We start from the raw sequence: 18,510 nt of genomic DNA on the forward strand, positions 1-18,510 counted from the left end.
TGCGCTGCGTGACCGCGCAGGGAACTGTGGCGTGATGCCAAGGGGCAGGGCTGGAGCCGTCGGGGACGCACACGGCCTCCCCCGGGCGTCCGTTAGCGTAGTGCTTCCGCGGCGTCGAAGGAGATAAGGGTATGAGCAATTCTGCCGACGCCCCAGACCCGGCGGGGAACCCGACGCACGATCGGGATGCGCCGGTGACCGGGACGAAGCACTCGCGACGGTTCTCGCTGCGGCCGGTGCGGCTGCTGACCGCTGCAGTCTTCGCTCTTGCCGGCCTCATCTTCGTCACCAGCTTCAGCACCGCCAAGGGCACCAATATCCGCAGCGACGACTCCCTGCTGAAGCTCTCCGACCTCACCCGACAGCGCAGCGCGAAGAACGAGGAACTGGAGAAATCCACCAGCCTCGCCCGCAAGGAAGTCGATGCCCTCGCCCGCCGCGACGACGGGAGCACCGAGGCCGAGGACGCCCGGCTCGGTGCCCTGGAGCAAGCCGCGGGAACCAAGAAGATCGCCGGCCAGGCACTCACCGTCACCCTGAATGACGCCCCGCCCGGCGCGACGGCCAACCCCGGTTACCCGAAACCGCACCCGAACGACCTGGTCATCCACCAGCAGGACCTCCAGGCCGTCGTCAACGCCCTGTGGGAGGGCGGCGCCCAGGGCATCCGGGTCATGGACCAGCGCCTCATCTCCACCAGCGCCGTGCGCTGCGTCGGCAACACCCTGATCCTCCAGGGACGCGTCTACTCACCGCCGTACACCGTCACCGCAGTGGGCGACCGCGGTCGCCTCAAGAGGTCGCTCGCCGCCTCCCCCGCCCTGCAGAACTACCAGCTGTACGTCAAGGCCTACGGCCTCGGGTGGAAAGTCGACGAGCACGAGTCGCTGACTCTCTCCGGCTATTCGGGCACAGTGGATCTCCACTACGCGAAGCCCGTCCAGCAGTAGCCGCGCGTCACGGAGGGTGACCACGCCGTGTCGGTACGGGCGTGGGTGCGGGCCTTCAGCGAGATCTGCATCACCGCGGGCGCAGCTGCGCCCATTCGTCGCGCAGCGAGTCGATCTGCCCGTCCGAGGCGTTGGCCGCCCGCACTCCAGTCCACGGGACGACGTACGGGCCTCGGCCACTACGCGGGTACCGCGTGTCCGGGGAGACGGGGAACTTCGCGGTCGCCGGGCACCGCAGGACCTACGGCGACCCCTTCAAGGACTTCCCCGCGCTGCGGCCCGGCGACGCGGTGGTGATCGACGACGGCACCACCTGGTTCACGTACCGCGTCGACACCGAGCCCTACCGGACCGTGCCCGGCGATGTCGTGGTCGTCGACCCGGCGCCCCGCAAGGCCGGATACGGCGGACCGGACCGGTATCTGGACCTGACCACGTGCGACCCCAATGGGGCAGCAGTCACCGGCTGATCGTGTGGGCGCACCTGGAGGCCACGCAGCCCGTGGGCAAGGGCGTGCCGCGCGCTTTGCCCGGCTGACCCCGATGGGTTGCCCCGGCCCTTTACTCTGGTCACCACCGAACGGGAAGGGACAGCATGTACGGCTGGATCTGGCGGCATCTGCCGGGCAACGCATGGGTGCGGGCGTTCATCTCGTTCGTCCTGATCCTGGCGGCGGTGTACGTGCTCTTCCAGTACGTGTTCCCGTGGGCGGAGCCGCTGCTGCCGTTCGGTGACGTCACGGTCGATGGACAGAACGGATCGAACGGATCATGAGCGCACGCATCCTGGTCGTCGACAACTACGACAGCTTCGTCTTCAACCTCGTTCAGTACCTCTACCAACTGGGCGCCGAGTGCGAGGTGCTGCGCAACGACGAGGTGGAACTCGCCCACGCCCAGGACGGCTTCGACGGTGTGCTGCTGTCACCGGGGCCGGGCGCGCCCGAGCAGGCGGGCGTCTGCGTCGACATGGTCCGGCACTGCGCGGACAACGGCATTCCGGTCTTCGGGGTCTGCCTGGGCATGCAGTCGATGGCGGTGGCCTACGGAGGCGTGGTCGGACGGGCGCCGGAACTGCTGCACGGCAAGACGTCGCCCGTGCTGCACGAGGGTGCCGGCGTCTTCGCGGGGCTGCCCTCGCCGTTCACCGCGACCCGCTATCACTCGCTCGCCGCCGAACCGGAGTCGGTTCCGGCGGAGCTAGAAGTGACCGCCCGCACCGAGGACGGCATCGTGATGGGGCTGCGGCACCGCGACCGGCCGGTCGAGGGGGTGCAGTTCCACCCGGAGTCGGTGCTGACCGAGTGGGGACACCTGATGCTCGCGAACTGGCTCGCGCAATGCGGCGACACGGAGGCCGTGGGCCGCTCGGCGGGGCTGGCTCCGGTGGTGGGTGTGGGCAAGGCCGTCGCGTGACGTCGCTGCGCCCCGAGCACGATCCCTACGGTGTGTCCCCGGCGCGCGGCCGCGAGTACGAGTACGGATACGAGCCCCAGCAGGCGTACGGGGCGCAGGATGCCCTCGGCGCGGCGGTGGACGACCTCGCGGACCCGCTGAGCGACCCGCTGCCGGACCTGCAGCGGTCAGGGTGGGTGCCGGGAGCGTCCGGTGCCTACGACCCGTACGTGGCACAGCAGGGGCCTGCACAGGCACAGCAGTACCCGGAGCCGCCCGGGGCGTACGACCCGTACATGGGACAGCAGGGGGCCGCACAGGCACAGCAGTACCAGGAGCAGCCCGGGGAATACGACCCGTACGCAGCTCAGCCGGGAACCGTACAGCCGCAGCAGTACCCGGAGCCGTCCCCGTATCAGCAGTACCCCGACCCGTCCCGGCACCAGGAACCGCAGGAGTGGTACGACCCCGAGGGATACCGGCGCGACTGGTACGGCCAGCAGCAGACACCGCAGGCGTACGCGCCCGGCCGGCAGACTCATGGGCAGCGGACGGAGCCACGCCACGCGGTCCGTGAGACGCCCGTCGACAGCGTGACGATGGCGCTGCAGGTGGTGTCTCCGCAGACGGTCCCCCCGGGGGCCCCCGCCGGACACCCGGCTTCGCCCCCGGCCCGCCCCCCGCAACGAATAGCCGAACGGGGACCGCAGTTCGCCCCGGAGGGCGAGCAGAGCGACGCCTCCGTGCCCAGGGCCGGAGCTCCCGGTGGCGGCGGTCGGGCCCAGCGCCGAAGGGCGGCGCAGGGTGGTTCGTCGCCGGAGAAGAAGGAGAGCCCCGGGGTTGTCGTCAGCCGGCTGATCGGGGAACTGTTCATCACCTTCGGAGTGGTGATGCTCCTGTTCGTGACGTACCAGTTGTGGTGGACCAACGTCCGCGCCGGGATGCATGCGGACGGGGCCGCGCACAGCCTGCAGAACGACTGGGCGAAGGACGGTGCGAAGCCGAGGGCGGCCGGGGCGTTCGAACCGGGCCAGGGCTTCGCCATCATGCACATCCCGAAGCTGGACGTGAAGGTGCCCGTGGCGGAGGGCATCGACAAGCACAAAGTGCTCGACCGGGGCATGGTCGGCCACTACGCGGAGGGCAAACTCAAGACGGCGATGCCCTCCGACAAGCAGGGCAACTTCGCTGTCGCGGGCCACCGCAACACGCACGGGGAGCCGTTCCGTTACGTCAACCGTCTGGTCAAGGGCGACAAGATCGTCGTGGAGACACAGGACGCCTTCTACACGTACGAGATGACGTCGATGCTGCCGCAGACCTCCCCGTCGAACGTCGGCGTCATCCAGCCGGTGCCGCCTGGGTCCGGCTTCAGCAAGCCCGGCCGGTATCTCACCCTGACCACGTGCACGCCGGAATTCACCAGCACGTACCGGCTGATCGTCTGGGGCAAGATGGTCGAGGAGCGGCCTCGGAGCAAGGGCATACCGGCGGCGCTCGGCGGTTGAGCTCAGCGGTTCCGTGACCGCGGACCGGGACACGAAGGACGGGTGCGGTGGCAGCGAGAACCGAACGGAACGCCGTTGAGCGGCCGGACACGGAGACCGCGCCGTCGCGGTGGAAGCCGCGGGGGCGGATCGCGGCGGCGATCGGTGTCTTCGGCGAACTGTTGATCACCGCGGGGCTGGTCCTGGGCCTGTTCGTGGCGTACTCGCTGTGGTGGACAAATGTCCTGGCGGACCGCGAGGCGGGCAAGCAGGGCGACGAGGTGCGGCAGCAGTGGGAGAGCAGCGCGCCGGGCGCACGGGACATAAAAGGCGGTGCCGGTTTCCTGCATGTTCCCGCGATGAAGAACGGTGAGGTGCTGGTCACCGAGGGCACCGACACCGAGCGGCTCAACGCGGGCGTCGCGGGCTACTACACGGAGCCGGTGAAGGCCGCTCTGCCGTGGGACAAGCAGGGAAACTTCTCGCTCGCGGCGCACCGGGACGGGCACGGTGCCAAGTTCCACAACATCGACAAGCTGAAGGACGGCGACTCGATCGTCTTCGAGACGAAGGACACCTGGTACGTCTACAAGGTGTACGCGACACTGCCCGAGACCTCGAAGTACAACGTGAAGGTGCTGGACCCGGTGCCCAAGGAGTCGGGGAAGTCCGAGCCAGGGCGCTACATCACGCTGACCACATGCACGCCGGTCCTCACGTCGAAGTACCGCTACGTGGTGTGGGGCGAGCTGGAGCGCACCGAGAAGGTCGACGAGAAGCGGACCCCACCGGCGGAGCTGCGGTAGACGGGCGCAAGCATCGGGACGTGAAACGGCGAGGACCGGCACAGCCACTGTGCCGGTCCTCGCCGTTTCACGTGAAACATCGTCCTAGCGGTCTGCGGACAATTGGCGCGGCGGATGTTTCACGTGAAACACCCGCCGCGCGGAGTCCGTCAGTCGAAGATGCCGCCTCCGCGGTCGTGGTCTCCTCCGCCGCCTCCACCGAAGGCGGTCAGCTGGACCGTGGAGCCCTTGGGGACCGTGCTGCCGCCGGGCGGGTTGACGCCGATGACCCTGGCGTCGTCCTTGTCCTTCGACCCCGGAGCGGGTTCGACCTTGAGGCCCATGCCCTCCAGGATTCCCTTTACCTCGCCGTAGGTCTTGGTCAGGAGATCTCCTGGGATCTGGACCTGCTCGTCCGCGGGCGGCGGCTCGGGCTCCTTGGCCTTGGCGACGGTCAGGATGACGGCCGTGTCCGGAGTGGCTTTGGTATTGCCGTTGGGGGTCTGACCGATGACCGTGTTCGGCGGTTTGTCGGCGGACTCCTCCTCCTTCTTGGCGACGTTCTGGAAGCCGAGGTCCTTGAGGATCTTCTCGGCCGCCTCGTAGGTCTGGCCGGACAGGGCCGGGACCTCCAGCTGCTTCGTCTTGGCGAGGGTGATGACGACCTCGGAGCCCTTGGCGGCCTGTTCCCCACCGTCAGGCGACTGCCTGATGACGGTGCCCGCGGGCTTCTCGGACTCGGCCTGCTTGACCTGGACCTCGAAGCCGGCGTCGGTCAGGCGCTTGCGGGCCCGGTTCTCGGTCTGCTCCATGACGTCGGGCACCGATTCCTTGGGGGCGCCGGTGGAGACGACGACCTGGATCTCGGTGTTCTTGTCGACGGAGCCGCTCTGCGGGGTCTGCGAGCAGACGAGGCCCTTTTCCTTGTCCTCGCAGGGCTGGTCGACGCGCTTGAGCTCGAGTTCGGCCCTAGTCGCGGTTTCCTGAGCCCGTGCGAACTCCATGCCCACCAGCTGCGGCACGTCGACCTTGGCCGGAGGCTTCTTCTTGTCGCCGAACACCTCGTTGCCGATCAGAACGGCGCCGATGAGGACGCAGATGCCCGCGACCACCAGCAGGATCGTCGAGAGGTTGCTCTTCTTGGGCTGTTGCCGACGACGGCCGTGCGAGTCGTCGTAGCCGCCGCCCCCGGTGCCGTAGTCGCCGTTCCCATTGCCGCTCACGGGCGGCATCATCGCCGTCTGGCCGCCCTGGCCGGCCTGCCGCAGGGCGGTGGTGGGCTGTTCGCTGCCGCCGTAGGAGTCGTAGCCGCCGTAGCCCACCGCGCCGAGGGCAGCGGTCGCGGCGACAGGCCGTCCGTCGAGGCACGCTTCGATGTCGGCGCGCATCTCGTCGGCCGACTGGTAGCGGTAGTCGGGGTCCTTGGTCAGGGCCTTGAGGACGATGGCGTCCATCTCGGGCGTGATCTCGGCGTCGAAGTTCGACGGGGGCTGCGGTTCTTCCCGGACGTGCTGGTAGGCGACGGCGACCGGTGAGTCCCCGATGAACGGGGGACGGACCGCCAGCAGTTCGTACAGCAGGCAGCCGGTGGAGTAGAGGTCGGAGCGGGCGTCGACCTGCTCGCCCTTGGCCTGCTCGGGGGACAGGTATTGGGCGGTGCCGATGACGGCGGCGGTCTGTGTCATCGTCATGCCGGAGTCGCCCATGGCGCGGGCGATGCCGAAGTCCATGACCTTGACCTGGCCGGTGCGCGTCAGCATGACGTTGGCGGGCTTGATGTCGCGGTGGACGATCTGGGCGCGGTGCGAGTACTCCAGGGCCTGGAGGATCCCGACGGTCATCTCCAGGGTGCGCTCGGGGAGCAGCTTGCGCCCGGAGTGCAGGAGTTCGCGCAGGGTCGAGCCGTCGACGTACTCCATCACGATGTACGGGATGGAGACGTTGTCGACGTAGTCCTCGCCGGTGTCATAGACGGCGACGATCGCCGGGTGGTTGAGCGAGGCGGCCGACTGGGCCTCACGGCGGAACCGGGCCTGGAAGGACGGGTCGCGGGCGAGGTCCACCCGCAGCGTCTTCACAGCGACGGTGCGGCCGAGCCGGGTGTCCTGGGCGAGGTAGACCTCGGCCATGCCACCACGACCGAGCACCGAGCCCAGCTCATACCGGCCGCCGAGGCGACGCGGCTCTTCCATAGGTAATCCAGCCCTCTCCGTCTGTCCCGACCGCACCCGTGCGTGGTCCGGCGGTGTGCTGTTCGCGCATACGGTACCGGGCGGCCCGCACCGGGTTGGCCTGCGACCGTCACCTGATACCTGACCGGTACGTCGCGTATGACAGCGGGCCGGTTCCGTGACCTCTGTCACGTACCGGCCCGCGAGTGGCTACTTGGAGCGGTCGAGAACCGCCTCCATGACGCTCTTCGCGATGGGTGCGGCGAGGCCACCACCGGAGATGTCGCCACGAGCGGCCTCGCTGTCCTCCACCACGACGGCGACGGCGACGGGGGAGCCCTTGTCGGTCTTGGCGTAGGAGATGAACCAGGCGTACGGATTCTTGTCGTTGTTGATGCCGTGCTGGGCGGTACCGGTCTTGCCGCCGACCGTGACGCCGTTGATCTGCGCGTTCTTGCCGGTGCCGTCCTTGACCACGGTTTCCATCATCTGCTGGACCTTCTGGGCGTTGTCGGCAGACAGCGGCCGGCTCATCTCGACCGGGTCGGTCTGCTTGATGACGTCCAGGTTGGGGTCGGTCAGCTTGTCGACCATGTACGGCTGCATCAGCTTGCCGTCGTTGGCGATGGCGGCGGTGACCATGGCCATCTGGAGAGGGGTGGCGGCGGTCTCGAACTGGCCGATGGCGGAGAGGGCGGTCGACGGCGGGTTCATCTCCTTGGGCCACACGCTCGCGTTGGAACGAACGGGCGTGAACTGTTCGCTGTTGAAGCCGAACTTCTCCGCCGTCTCCTGCATCTTCTCCCGGCCGAGGTCGGAGCCGATCTTGCCGAAGACGGTGTTGCAGGACCACTGGAGGGCCACCCGCAGGCTGGCGTTCTCGCAGGGGTGGTTGCCGTCGTTGGGCAGGAGCGTCGAAGACTGGGGCAGCTTCCACGGAAACGGCGAATCGGTGGCCGCGTCGATGTCCGGGTACTTCTCGTGCTCCAGTGCCGCGGCAGCCGTCACGACCTTGAACGTCGACCCCGGCGGGTACGTCTGGCGCAGCGCCCGGTTGAGCGAGGGATCGTCCGGGTTGACCTTCTTGTCGAGCTTCTTCCACTCTTCGGCGTCGCCCATACCGGAGATCTTGGATGGGTCGTACGAGGGAGCGCTGGCCAGCGCGAGAATCTTGCCGGTCCTGGGGTCGAGAGCCGCTACGGCCCCCTTCTTGCCCTTCAACCCGTCGAAAGCGGCACGCTGGGCGTCACCGTTGAGGGTCGTGACGACGTTGCCGCCCTTCTTCTGCTCGCCCGTGAACAGGGAGAGCGTGCGGTCGAAGAAGAGACGGTCGTCGGTGCCGGTCAGGATGCCGTCGTGGATGCTCTCCAGCTGCGTGGCGCCGTAGACCTGGGAGGCGAAGCCAGTGACGGGGGCCCACATGGCGCCGTCCTTGTACGTGCGCTTGTACTTGAGGTCGCCGCTCTTGGCCTCGACGGAACCGGTGATCGCCTTGCCGTCGACGACGATGTCGCCCCGCGGGTGGGCGTAACGCTCGACGAGCACGCGCCGGTTGTCCTTGTGGGTCTTGAGCTTGTCCGCCTGGGCGTACTGGACCCAGTTGACTCGTACGAGCAGAGCCAGGATCAGGATTCCGCAGAAGATCGCGACCCGGCGCAGGGGCTTGTTCACGTTCGGACCACCTGGGTCATCTCGGCGTCGGGGGACGGGGCAGGGGCCGGCGCGGGCCTGCGCGCGGTGTCGCTGATGCGCAGCAGGATGGCAACCAGCGCCCAGTTGGCGATCACGGAGGAACCACCCTGGGCCAGGAACGGCATGGTCATACCGGTGAGCGGAATCAGGCCGGTGACGCCGCCGGCGACGACGAAGACCTGGAGGGCGAAGGCACCGGAAAGGCCGATCGCGAGGAGCTTGCCGAAGGGGTCGCGGGCGGCCAGGGCGGTGCGGATGCCGCGTTCGATGAGCAGGCCGTACAGCAGGATGATCGCCATCAGGCCGGTGAGGCCGAGCTCTTCGCCGACGGTGGCGAGGATGTAGTCGCTCTTGGGGGCGATGCCGCCGATGAAGCGTGAGTAGCCCTGGCCGAGTCCGGAGCCGAAGAGGCCACCCGAGCCGAAGGAGAACATGGCCTGGGCGGTCTCGGTGACGAGGCCGCATTCGCCGTTCACACACTTCGTGGCCAGCGGGTTCAGCCAGTCGTTGACGCGAGACTGCACGTGCGTGGCGAAGGCGGCCACGCCGACCGCGCCCGCCGCGCTCAGGGTGAGGCCGAAGACGACCCAGCTGGTGCGTTCCGTGGCGACGTACAGCATGATCACGAAGAGGCCGAAGAACAGCAACGAGGTGCCGAGGTCGGTCTCGAAGATCAGGATCATCAGGCTGAGCGCCCAGATCGCGAGGATCGGTCCGAGGTCGCGGCCGCGCGGCAGGTACATCCCCATGAACCGGCGGCTGGCCAGCGCGAGGGCGTCGCGTTTCACCATGAGATAGCCCGCGAAGAAGATCGCGATGATGATCTTGGCGAACTCGCCCGGCTGGAGCGAGCCGACGCCGGGGATGGTGATCCAGATCTTCGCGCCGTTCACGCCGGGGAAGAACATCGGCAGGATCAGCAGGACCAGGGCCACCACCATCGAGATGTACGTGTAGCGCTGGAGCACACGGTGGTCCTTGAGAACCAGCAGCACGCCCAGGAAGAGTGCGACACCGACGGTCGACCACATCAGCTGGTTGGGCGCCATGGCCTTGCCCAGTGACGGCTCCTGGTCGAGCCGCCAGATCAGTACGAGCCCCAGCCCGTTGAGCAGGGTGGCGATGGGCAGCATCAGCGGGTCCGCGTACTTGGCGAACTTGCGCATCATCAGGTGCGCGACTCCGGCAAGGAGGCTGAGCCCGATTCCGTACCCGAGCATGCCCGCGGGCAGACTGCCGTCCTTGGCGAGGCCGACATTGGCGTACGCGAAGACCGGGATGGCGACGGCGAACGCGAGCATGAGCAGTTCGGTGTTGCGCCTGCTCGGGGCTTCGATCGCGCCGATGGTGGTCGTGTTGGTGACAACGCTCATGGTGTGTGGGGCCCCCTACGGTGTGGCCGGCTTACCGCACTGCGAGGCCAGTTCCTGCTCTTCCTCGGACAGCGTGGGACCGGGTGCGGGAGCACTGGAAGTGGGCGTGGCTGTGTTCGGCGGAGTCTTGTCGCCCGGTGCCGGCGTCTTGCCGGGTTCGGGCTTGGCCGGCGGCTTCGGCGGCGGTGCGGTGCGCTGTTCGGACTTCTTCTTGCAGGCGGTCGCCTGGAGCCAGAGCCTTTCGATCTTCTCGCGTGCCTGGGCGAGGTCCCTCGCGGGCAGCGTGTCCTTGACCTCCTTGGCCTGGAAGTCAGGGAGGTACTTGAGTTCGATCTCGGGATGGTCCTTCTCGACCTTCGAGAGGGAGACCCATGGCAGGTCCTGATCCACGCCCCGGTACAGCGCGACGTGTTCGCTGTTGGCGCCGACGTAGTACTGGGTCTGGGTCCAGCGGTAACCGGCGTACAGACCGCCGCCGATGACGGCGAGGGCGAGCACGGCGTAGAAGGATCTCTTGAACCACTTGCGGCCCGGGGACTTCACGAAGTCCTCGCCGTCGTACATGTCGAACGTGTCGTCGGGCGTGCTTCCGCCGTACCCGCCGCTGCCGGCCGGACCGAAGTTCCCCGAGGGGGACTGGGACTGCGGGGAGGCGGGGCGGCCGAGGCCCGCGGCGCGGCCGGCCGCGGTCTGCATGCCGCGGGTGTCACCGAGCGGCATCTGGTTCTCGGCGACCGCGCCGACCACGACGGGGGTGTCGCTGAGCTGCCCGGCCAGGGTGTCGCTGCCGTCGACGTCCAGGACGTCGGCCACGATGCAGGTGATGTTGTCGGGGCCGCCGCCGCGCAGTGCCAGCTCGATCAGGTGCTGGACGGTGTCCTGCGGGCCCTGGTAGCTGGCGAGCGTCTCCTCCATCGTCTGGTGGGAGACGACGCCCGACAGGCCGTCGGAGCAGATCAGATAGCGGTCGCCGACCCGCACCTCACGGATGGAGAGGTCGGGTTCCACGTGGTCGCCGCTGCCCAGGGCGCGCATGAGGAGGGACCTCTGCGGGTGGGTGGTGGCTTCCTCCTCGGTGATGCGGCCCTCGTCGACGAGGCGCTGCACCCAGGTGTGGTCCTGCGTGATCTGGGTGAGGACGCCGTCGCGCAGCAGGTACGCGCGGGAGTCGCCGACGTGGACGAGACCCAGGCGCTGGCCCGTCCACAGCAGGGCGGTGAGCGTGGTGCCCATGCCCTCCAGCTGGGAGTCCTCCTCGACCATCATGCGGAGCTGGTCGTTGGCCCGCTGCACGGCGGTGCCCAGGGAGGTCAGGATGTCCGACCCGGGTACGTCGTCGTCGAGCTGGACCAGCGTCGAGATCACCTCGGAGGAGGCGACCTCGCCGGCGGCCTGGCCGCCCATGCCGTCGGCGATCGCGAGAAGGCGGGGGCCGGCGTAGCCGGAGTCCTCGTTGCCCTCCCGGATCATGCCCTTGTGGGATCCGGCGGCGAAGCGCAGGGACAGACTCATACGCACCTCGCCCGTCGGCTCCGGGTACACCGGGTTTCGAGCCACACTGCCCACCCTCCGGTCGGGAGCGCGCCAGGGCCCGTGGACAGGGCCCTGGGGCCCCGCGCGGGGGCCGACGCGGCTCGCTCGCTCCGCTCGCTCATTGTCGTACTACTTCCGCAGCTCGATGACGGTCTTGCCGATGCGGATCGGTGCGCCCAGCGGAATCGGTTGCGGCGTGGTGAGCCGGTTCCGGTCGAGATAGGTGCCGTTGGTGGATCCCAGGTCCTCGACGATCCAGTTGCCGTCGCGGTCCGGGTAGATCCTGGCATGCCTGCTGGACGCGTAGTCGTCGTCCAGCACGATCGTCGAATCGTGCGCCCGGCCCAGCGTGATCGTCTGCCCCTGGAGCGCCACCGTTGTTCCGGTGAGGCTGCCTTCGGAGACGACGAGCTTGGTCGGGGCGCCGCGGCGCTGCCTCTGTTGTTGTGGCGGGGGAGCGGCCTGCTGGCGCCCCCCGCCGGTGTTCTGTTGTGGGGCACGCGTGTCGGGCGCATTGCCGCGGCGTGAGCCGCGCTGCGTGACACGAGTGCCGAACAGGTCGCTGCGGATGACCTGGACGGCCACGATTACGAATAGCCACAGGACAGCTAGGAAACCTAGCCGCATGACCGTCAGGGTCAGCTCTGACATTGCCCCCGCTTCACCCTTCGGCTTGCCGGTAAACGATGGTGGTGCTGCCCACGACGATCCGCGAGCCGTCGCGGAGCGTAGCGCGGGTGGTGTGCTGCCCGTCCACCACGATGCCGTTGGTGGACCCGAGGTCCTGGATCGTCGCGGGTGTGCCGACGCGGATCTCGCAGTGCCGGCGGGAGACGCCGGGGTCGTCGATCCGTACGTCGGCCTCGGTGCTGCGGCCCATGACGAGGGTGGGACGGGAGATCTGGTGGCGGTTGCCGTTGATCTCGATCCACCGTCTCGTCGGGGCGCCGGGCATGGGTCCGGGGCCTGCGGGCGCCGCGGCCGGTCCGCGCCGGTCCGCGCCTGGGGCGGGACGGGCGGGGCCGCCGGGCGGGGCCTGGGGCATGGGTGGTGCGCCCGCCGAGGAGGAGGGCGGGTAGCCGTAACCGCCGCCGCGCGGGGCGGCGGGGGGTGCGGGATCGGCGTCGGCGGGGGTGGTGACCTGCGACGTACTGGACGCGAGAGTGCGGCTGCGTACCCGGTAGAGACCTGTGTCGAGGTCGTCGGCCTTCTCCAGGTGGACCTTGATGGGGCCCATGAAGGTGTAGCGCTGCTGCTTCGCGTAGTCGCGGACCAGGCCGGAGAGCTCGTCGCCCAGCTGTCCTGAGTACGGGCTCAGACGCTCGTAGTCGGGAGTGCTGAGCTCGACGATGAAGTCGTTGGGGACGACGGTCCGATCCCGGTTCCAGATCGTCGCGTTGTTGTCGCACTCGCGCTGGAGGGCTCCGGCGATCTCGACGGGCTGGACCTCGGACTTGAAGACCTTGGCGAAGGTGCCGTTCACCATGCCTTCGAGCTTTTGTTCGAAACGCTTCAGGACTCCCATGGGGCACCTCCTCCGTCGATGTCGTCCTGGTACTGCTTACTGATCGTATCCACGCGCCGGGAAAACGGCTGGTTCCCCTTGTCCGCCCAGTCCATGAGTGTCACCCCTCACAAGGGATCGTAGAGGTGGCTGCCTGACAGTGTCCCGCACGCGTCTTCCTCCCTTGCGGAGTGGGTCGTGGAGGCCGTCGTTCCACTGGCGGGTCCCCGCAAACTATGCGTGCGAACCCACCCCGGCCACCGTGCTAATCTTCTTCTTGTCGCCAGCCAGTCGCACAAACCAGTGCGGCGAATCGAACGACATCACTCATGCGCGAGTGGCGGAACGGCAGACGCGCTGGCTTCAGGTGCCAGTGTCCTTCGGGACGTGGGGGTTCAAATCCCCCCTCGCGCACTTCAGGGATTCGGGTCTCACCGTGAAAAACGGTGAGGCCCGTTTCTGTATGTCCTTTTCCTGTTTGTCCTTTTACGTTCGTTCCTTTCTGTCGGTGGGGCTTCGGAGGCGGTTGTGGCGCGGGCGAGGGTTTACGGAGCCGGCGCGCTCGTGCTGACGGTGCTCGCCGCCGCGCAGCAGCTGATGCTCGCCGTGGGGCTCGGGGGCTGGCTGCCCGGCTGGCAGCCGTGGCCCTACCTGCTGCTCGCCGCGGTGCTGTGGCTGGCAGCGAAGCCCTGGTGGCTGGAGAACGGGCCGCGGCGCGACGGAGTTCCCGGTCCCTGGACCTCTTTCGAAGAGCGGCTGCGGCGGGTTCCGGCCTGGGTGTACGTCGCCGTCGTGCTGGCCTCGGCGGCCGGGGCGTGGGTGTGGCTGCAGGACTTCGAGCCCTACCTGGGCCACGAGGAGGCGGTCTACGCGAACAAGGCCCGCTTCTGGTTCGACGGGACGCCGGACGCGGGCTGGGGCGTCTACCGCCCGGTCGGGCTGCCCGCCCTGGGCGCGCTCGCGCTGTGGCTGACGGGGTACGAGGGACCCGCCTCCGGTGGAGGCATGGGAGCCCTGCGGGCAGTCACCCTGGTACTCGCGCTGGTGATGTTGTGCACGACGTACCTCGTGGCACGCGCGTGGACGACGCCGCGGCGGGCCGTGGTGGTGGTCCTGGTGCTGCTGAGCGGCCTGGGATTCCTGCGGCGCGTGCCGGAGTTCCTCAACGACATCGGGGCCACCGCGCTGCTGCTCGTCGTGGTGTTCCTGCTGGTCACGGCGCAGGAGCGGGCCGGGAGCCGGGCGGGGCGGATCGCGTTGCTGTTCGTGCCGGTCGTCGCGCTGGCCGCCTTCTATCTGCGGTACGGGGTGGTGGGCAACCTGCTGGCCGTCGCGGCTGCTGGCGTCTTCGCGTACGGGCCGCGGTCCTGGTGGGCGTTCGGGCGGTGGCTGTGGGCGGCGGCCGGACTGCTCCTGCTGGGGCTCGTACCGCACCTGCTCTACGCGGTGGAGCGGACCGGGAAGCCACTGGGGATGATCCTGTCGGCGACCTCGCAGGCCAACCGCGAGTACGTGGGCGACGGGCTGTTGTACTACCTGAGCGTCTTCCCGTACCGGCTGGCCGGGGATCTGGGGGCGGTGGTGATGGCCGCCGGTGTGTGCGCGGCGTTCGCCGCCTGGCGGCGGGTGCGGGGCGGCCGGGGCACCGGGGGCCCCGGCGTGCGGGAGGACGACCGGCGGCGGGTGTTCCTGGGGACTGCGGCACTGCTGGTGTTCGTGGTGCTGGGCGTGGCCACGGACGGCGAACCGCGCTTCGTGTACCTTCCGGTGACGCTGCTGACGATTCTGGGCGTACAGGCCTTGGCGGAGTGCACGCGCGCGTGGGCGCCGCGGGTCCTGGCGTCCCTGGCGGTGCTGGCCGGGGTGACGGTGCTCGGGACGGCGCAGGTGGTGGCGCACGGGGCGATGCCGGGGCCGACGGCGCTGGGCGTCTCGACGGTGCCGGTGGCGCGGGCGCTGGCGGCGCAGGGCGGGGAGGGCTGCCTGATCGTCACCGGGTACGAGCCGGAGTTCGGCTGGTACTCCGGGTGCGACGCGGTGACGTACCGGCAGTACGGGGAGCGGGTGGGGGAAGCGAGCGTGCCGCGGGGGACGCGCGTGAGCTTCGTACGGTTCGAGAAGGGGCGGCTGCAGCCGGACGCGGCGGGGGTGCGGCGGCTGATCGACGGCCGGGACGCGACGCTGCTGCGCGTGCCCGCAACGGATGGTGGCTCGGCGGGGGCGGCGACGGTGTGGAGCGTGCGGTTCTAGAGGTGCGACATCCGTGGGCGTACGACGTCGACGTCGCAGCTACGAGGGGCTGTTGTTGTAGCGCAGAAGGTAGGCCGCGAAGCGGGCGAGGTCGGCCTCGGACCAGTCGGCGAGGCGCTCCTGATAGGCCGCGTGGCGGCTGGCGTGGGTGGCGGTGAGGGCGGCGGCGCCCGCATCCGTGGTGTGCAGGACTTGGACGCGGTGGTCGTCGGGGTCGGGGCGGCGTTCCATCAGACCGAGCTTCTCCAGGGTGGTCAGCTGCCGGCTGACGGTGGACTTGTCGAGCATGTAGTGGGTTGCGAGGTCGGTGGCGCGGCAGTCCCGCTGGTCGTGGATGTGCGCGAGAAGCGTGTACGAGACCAGGGGCAGGTCGGGGTGGAGCCGGGCGGCGGTGGCGCGGGCCCGGCGGGCGAAGGCGGTCAGTTCGCGCTCGATGGTGTCGACGGCGTGGGTGCGCCGTGGGCGTGCGGGACCGTTGGGGCGCCGGTGGTCCTGATGCTGCTGCGGGTCAGGGGGATGCTGGCCCGGGGTGTGCTGGGTGGTCATGGGGGTGGTTTGCCCTCCGGTCGACTGGTTGTAGAGTACATCTGTATTGGTGGTTGTAATAGCCAACCACTGCCTCCTCTGCCGTCCCCGTCATGTGTGCTGGAGCCCGTTGATGTCTGCGTCCCCCACCGGTCCGAGCAGTACGGGAGCGTCGCTGCGGCACGTTCTCGGCCACCTCCTCACGCCGCTGCTGATGTGCGTCGGTATGGGCCTGGCCTACCTCGGCGCTTTTCACGCCCCCGAGCCGCACGGCCTGCGGGTCGACGTCGTCGGGTCCGGTGCGAGCGCCCAGGTGCTGGCGCAGACGCTGCACGACAAGGGGGCGGGGGCACTCGACGTGCGTACCGTCGCCGACCGTTCGGCCGCCGAGGCGCGGCTCAAGGGCCGGGAGACCTACGGGGCGTACGTGCCGGGTGGGAAGCCCGAGCTGATGGTCGCCACCGCCGAGTCCGACACGACGGCGACCGTCGTCCAGAAGGTCTTCACACAAGTCGCCGCTGAGCAGGGCGCGCCGCTCCGGGTGACGGACGTGGTGCCGGTGTCGAAGGGCGACCCGACGGGGCAGGGGCTGTTCTTCCTTCTCGTCGCGCTGAGTATCGGCTCGTACGCTTCGGTCGCGGTGATCGGCGGAGCCGGCGCGGTGCTGCCGCTGCGGATCAGGGCGTTGCTGGCACTGGGCATGTCGCTGGTGGTCAGCGCGATCGGCGCCGTCTTCGCCGGGCCGCTGTTCCACCTGGTGGACCAGGGGCTGCCCGGCCTGTGGGCGATGGCATGGCTGTACGCGGCGGGCATCCTGCTGGTCGGCGTCGGACTGCACACCTTCCTCAAGAGGTGGACGACGCTGGGCGTGATGGTGCTGTTCGTCATGCTGAACTTCACCAGCTCCGGCGGCATCTTCAAGCCTGAGCTCCAGTCCGGCTTCTTCGCCTCGCTGCACTCCTTCTGGAACGGAGCCGGCTTCATCGAGGGGGTGCGCGGCCACGTGTACTTCGACGGGACCGGCGTCGGCCGGAACGTCCTGGTGCTGGCGCTTTGGTTCGCGGCCGGTGCGGCGGTCATGGGAGCGGCAGCGGCGTCGGAGAACGCACGGAGGCGGAAGGTGGCGCACGCGGCACCGGTGGTGGAAGAGCGTTCGGTGGAGGAGGAGCTGGAGGAAGCGGTCGGCGTGTGAGCCGGGCGTGAGAGGGCGCGCGACGAACGGTCCCGGACCTGGTCCGGGACCGTTCGTCGTACTAATGCCGGGTTATCCACAGGGGGCTGCGGCGCGGCCGGGACAACGGCGCTACCTTCATGAGGAGTTGAAAATCAGCCGTACCGAACGGCTGTCGGGCGGTATGCAGCGGGGGAGGCGGCTCGTGACGAACGAGGCCGGGCAAGGGACAGAATCCGAGCGAATTCCGGTGGTGGAGGGATTCGCGCGGCGTGCGAAGGCGGCCGGACCGGAGGCCGGGCGGACCCGTTCACGCAAGAAGGAGGGGAAGGCGCTGCGGGACCGCACGCCACGGGAGGCGCACCGCGCGCTGGTGCTCGACGTGGACCGCCCCGACGCGGTGCGCGCCGTCGAGGAATCCAGCCGGGGACGGGTCGCCTCGCTCACGCCGGTACGCGTAGGACGTATGGCAGCCAGCCCGTTCGCCTTCCTGCGAGGGGCGGCCGGACTGATGGCGTACGACCTGGCGGGCACACCCGTGACCGGGGTCGGCGCCCAGATATGCGGCGATGCGCACGCGGCGAACTTCGGGCTGTACGGCGACGCCGGCGGCCGGCTCGTCATCGACCTCAACGACTTCGACGAGACGGTGGTCGGGCCGTGGGAGTGGGACGTCAAGCGGCTCGCGACCTCGCTGGTGCTCGCCGCACGCGAGACCGGGGCCGACGAGGACACCTGCCGTCAGGGAGCCCGCGACGCGGTCGGGGCTTACCGGCGGACCATGCGGCTGCTCGCGCGGATGCCCGTGGCCGACGCCTGGAACGCGATAGCCGACGAGGAACTCGTCTCGCACACCGACGCCCGGGATCTGCTGGGCACGCTGGAGCGGGTGTCGGAGAAGGCCCGCAGGAACACCAGCGCACGCTTCGCCGCCCGTTCCACGGAGCCCGCCGAGGGCGGCAGCCGCCGGTTCGTGGACGCCCCTCCGGTGCTGCGCCGGGTGGCGGACGCCGAGGCGTCCGCAGTGGCGTCGGCGCTCGGCGGCTACCTGGAGACGGTGGCGGAGGACCGCCTGCCACTGCTGGCCAGGTACGCGATCCACGATGTGGCGTTCCGGGTGGTCGGCACCGGGAGCGTGGGAACCCGCTCGTACGTGGTGCTGCTGCTCGACCACCGCGGGGAGCCGCTCGTCCTGCAGGTGAAGGAGGCACGGGCGTCGGCCCTGGTCCCGTACCTCCCGAAAGCCGGGTTCGCGATACCGGAGCCGGCGCACGAGGGGCGGCGGGTGGTCCTCGGCCAGAAACGGATGCAGGTCGTCAGCGACATCCTGCTCGGGTGGTGCACAGTCGAGGGCCTGCCCTTCCAGGTGCGGCAGTTCAGGAACCGGAAGGGGAGCGTGGACCCGACGGCGCTCCCCGCCAACCAGGTCGACGACTACGGGCGGATGACCGGCGCGCTCCTGGCCAGGGCGCACGCGCACAGCGCCGACCCGGAGGTGGTGGCCGGGTACTGCGGCAAGAACGACGAGTTCGACGAGGCGGTCGCCGATTTCGCGGTCGCCTACGCGGACCGTACGGAGGCGGACCACGCGGTATTGGTGGCGGCGATCAAGGACGGGCGGATAGCGGCGGAGAGGGGGGTGTGACGGAGCCGGGCCCAGGAGGGGGCGCAGCC

General features: G+C 69.3%; 15 protein-coding genes, 1 tRNA gene and 1 pseudogene. 10 read left to right on the plus strand and 7 right to left on the minus strand.

Annotated features, from left to right (window positions below; all coding sequences use genetic code 11):
- Positions 1 to 131 precede the first annotated feature (131 nt).
- The 6 genes and pseudogenes from HNQ79_RS18880 to HNQ79_RS18905 all read left to right on the plus strand — a co-directional run bounded on the left by HNQ79_RS18880 (position 132) and on the right by HNQ79_RS18905 (position 4,638).
- Complete coding sequence (locus tag HNQ79_RS18880; protein WP_185032541.1) at positions 132 to 950, plus strand: DUF881 domain-containing protein; 819 nt, start codon at positions 132 to 134, stop codon at positions 948 to 950.
- A 138-nt stretch (positions 951 to 1,088) separates the two neighbouring features.
- A pseudogene (locus HNQ79_RS18885) lies at positions 1,089 to 1,488 on the plus strand (sortase domain-containing protein); the annotation flags it as partial.
- 57 nt (positions 1,489 to 1,545) lie between these two features.
- Positions 1,546 to 1,725 (plus strand): hypothetical protein, encoded by a 180-nt coding sequence (locus HNQ79_RS18890; RefSeq protein WP_185032543.1) that lies wholly within the window; start codon positions 1,546 to 1,548, stop codon positions 1,723 to 1,725.
- On the plus strand, positions 1,722 to 2,366 hold the full coding sequence (locus tag HNQ79_RS18895; RefSeq protein WP_185032545.1) for an aminodeoxychorismate/anthranilate synthase component II: 645 nt from the start codon (positions 1,722 to 1,724) through the stop codon (positions 2,364 to 2,366). The genes HNQ79_RS18890 and HNQ79_RS18895 overlap by 4 nt, the downstream gene beginning before the upstream one ends.
- Positions 2,363 to 3,853, plus strand: a complete 1,491-nt coding sequence (locus HNQ79_RS18900; RefSeq protein WP_373312489.1) for a class E sortase — start codon at positions 2,363 to 2,365, stop codon at positions 3,851 to 3,853. Before HNQ79_RS18895 ends, HNQ79_RS18900 begins: the two co-directional genes overlap by 4 nt.
- A gap of 47 nt (positions 3,854 to 3,900) precedes the next feature.
- Entirely contained in the window at positions 3,901 to 4,638 is a 738-nt protein-coding gene (locus tag HNQ79_RS18905; protein WP_185032549.1) for a class E sortase, read from the plus strand.
- A gap of 149 nt (positions 4,639 to 4,787) precedes the next feature.
- On the opposite strand, the gene pknB is transcribed toward HNQ79_RS18905, so the two are convergent.
- From pknB to HNQ79_RS18935, 6 genes are all read right to left on the minus strand, one after another.
- Positions 4,788 to 6,809, minus strand: coding sequence for a Stk1 family PASTA domain-containing Ser/Thr kinase (pknB, locus tag HNQ79_RS18910; RefSeq protein ID WP_185032551.1), 2,022 nt, complete (start codon positions 6,807 to 6,809; stop codon positions 4,788 to 4,790).
- A gap of 189 nt (positions 6,810 to 6,998) precedes the next feature.
- A complete protein-coding gene (locus HNQ79_RS18915) occupies positions 6,999 to 8,459 on the minus strand; it encodes a peptidoglycan D,D-transpeptidase FtsI family protein (RefSeq protein ID WP_185032553.1) in 1,461 nt (486 codons plus the stop codon).
- Positions 8,456 to 9,853, minus strand: a complete 1,398-nt coding sequence (locus HNQ79_RS18920) for an FtsW/RodA/SpoVE family cell cycle protein (protein WP_185032555.1) — start codon at positions 9,851 to 9,853, stop codon at positions 8,456 to 8,458. The genes HNQ79_RS18915 and HNQ79_RS18920 overlap by 4 nt, the downstream gene beginning before the upstream one ends.
- Before the next feature lie 15 nt (positions 9,854 to 9,868).
- Positions 9,869 to 11,365 carry a PP2C family protein-serine/threonine phosphatase gene (locus tag HNQ79_RS18925; protein WP_185032557.1) on the minus strand — a complete coding sequence of 499 codons (1,497 nt, stop codon included), beginning with the start codon at positions 11,363 to 11,365 and terminating at the stop codon, positions 9,869 to 9,871.
- A gap of 150 nt (positions 11,366 to 11,515) precedes the next feature.
- The gene (locus HNQ79_RS18930; RefSeq protein ID WP_185032559.1) at positions 11,516 to 12,037 is read right to left on the minus strand and encodes an FHA domain-containing protein FhaB/FipA; all 522 of its coding nucleotides are present in this window, start codon (positions 12,035 to 12,037) and stop codon (positions 11,516 to 11,518) included.
- A 10-nt stretch (positions 12,038 to 12,047) separates the two neighbouring features.
- Positions 12,048 to 12,911, minus strand: coding sequence for an FHA domain-containing protein (locus HNQ79_RS18935; RefSeq protein WP_185032561.1), 864 nt, complete (start codon positions 12,909 to 12,911; stop codon positions 12,048 to 12,050).
- Positions 12,912 to 13,221: 310 nt separating this feature from the next.
- Between HNQ79_RS18935 and HNQ79_RS18940 the strand changes: the two genes are divergently transcribed.
- Positions 13,222 to 13,304: transfer RNA gene (locus HNQ79_RS18940), tRNA-Leu, on the plus strand.
- A gap of 150 nt (positions 13,305 to 13,454) precedes the next feature.
- Complete coding sequence (locus HNQ79_RS18945) at positions 13,455 to 15,140, plus strand: glycosyltransferase (RefSeq protein WP_185032563.1); 1,686 nt, start codon at positions 13,455 to 13,457, stop codon at positions 15,138 to 15,140.
- 39 nt (positions 15,141 to 15,179) lie between these two features.
- On the opposite strand, the gene HNQ79_RS18950 is transcribed toward HNQ79_RS18945, so the two are convergent.
- Positions 15,180 to 15,686 (minus strand): MarR family winged helix-turn-helix transcriptional regulator, encoded by a 507-nt coding sequence (locus tag HNQ79_RS18950; RefSeq protein ID WP_185032565.1) that lies wholly within the window; start codon positions 15,684 to 15,686, stop codon positions 15,180 to 15,182.
- 112 nt (positions 15,687 to 15,798) lie between these two features.
- Between HNQ79_RS18950 and HNQ79_RS18955 the strand changes: the two genes are divergently transcribed.
- Together HNQ79_RS18955 and HNQ79_RS18960 are read left to right on the plus strand one after the other, a co-directional pair.
- Positions 15,799 to 16,857 (plus strand): hypothetical protein, encoded by a 1,059-nt coding sequence (locus tag HNQ79_RS18955; RefSeq protein ID WP_185032567.1) that lies wholly within the window; start codon positions 15,799 to 15,801, stop codon positions 16,855 to 16,857.
- Between the two features lie 163 nt (positions 16,858 to 17,020).
- Positions 17,021 to 18,481 (plus strand): DUF2252 domain-containing protein, encoded by a 1,461-nt coding sequence (locus HNQ79_RS18960; protein WP_185032694.1) that lies wholly within the window; start codon positions 17,021 to 17,023, stop codon positions 18,479 to 18,481.
- The last annotated feature ends 29 nt before the right edge of the window (positions 18,482 to 18,510 follow it).

This window comes from Streptomyces candidus, assembly GCF_014207445.1.
Lineage (GTDB): Bacteria > Actinomycetota > Actinomycetes > Streptomycetales > Streptomycetaceae > Streptomyces > Streptomyces candidus.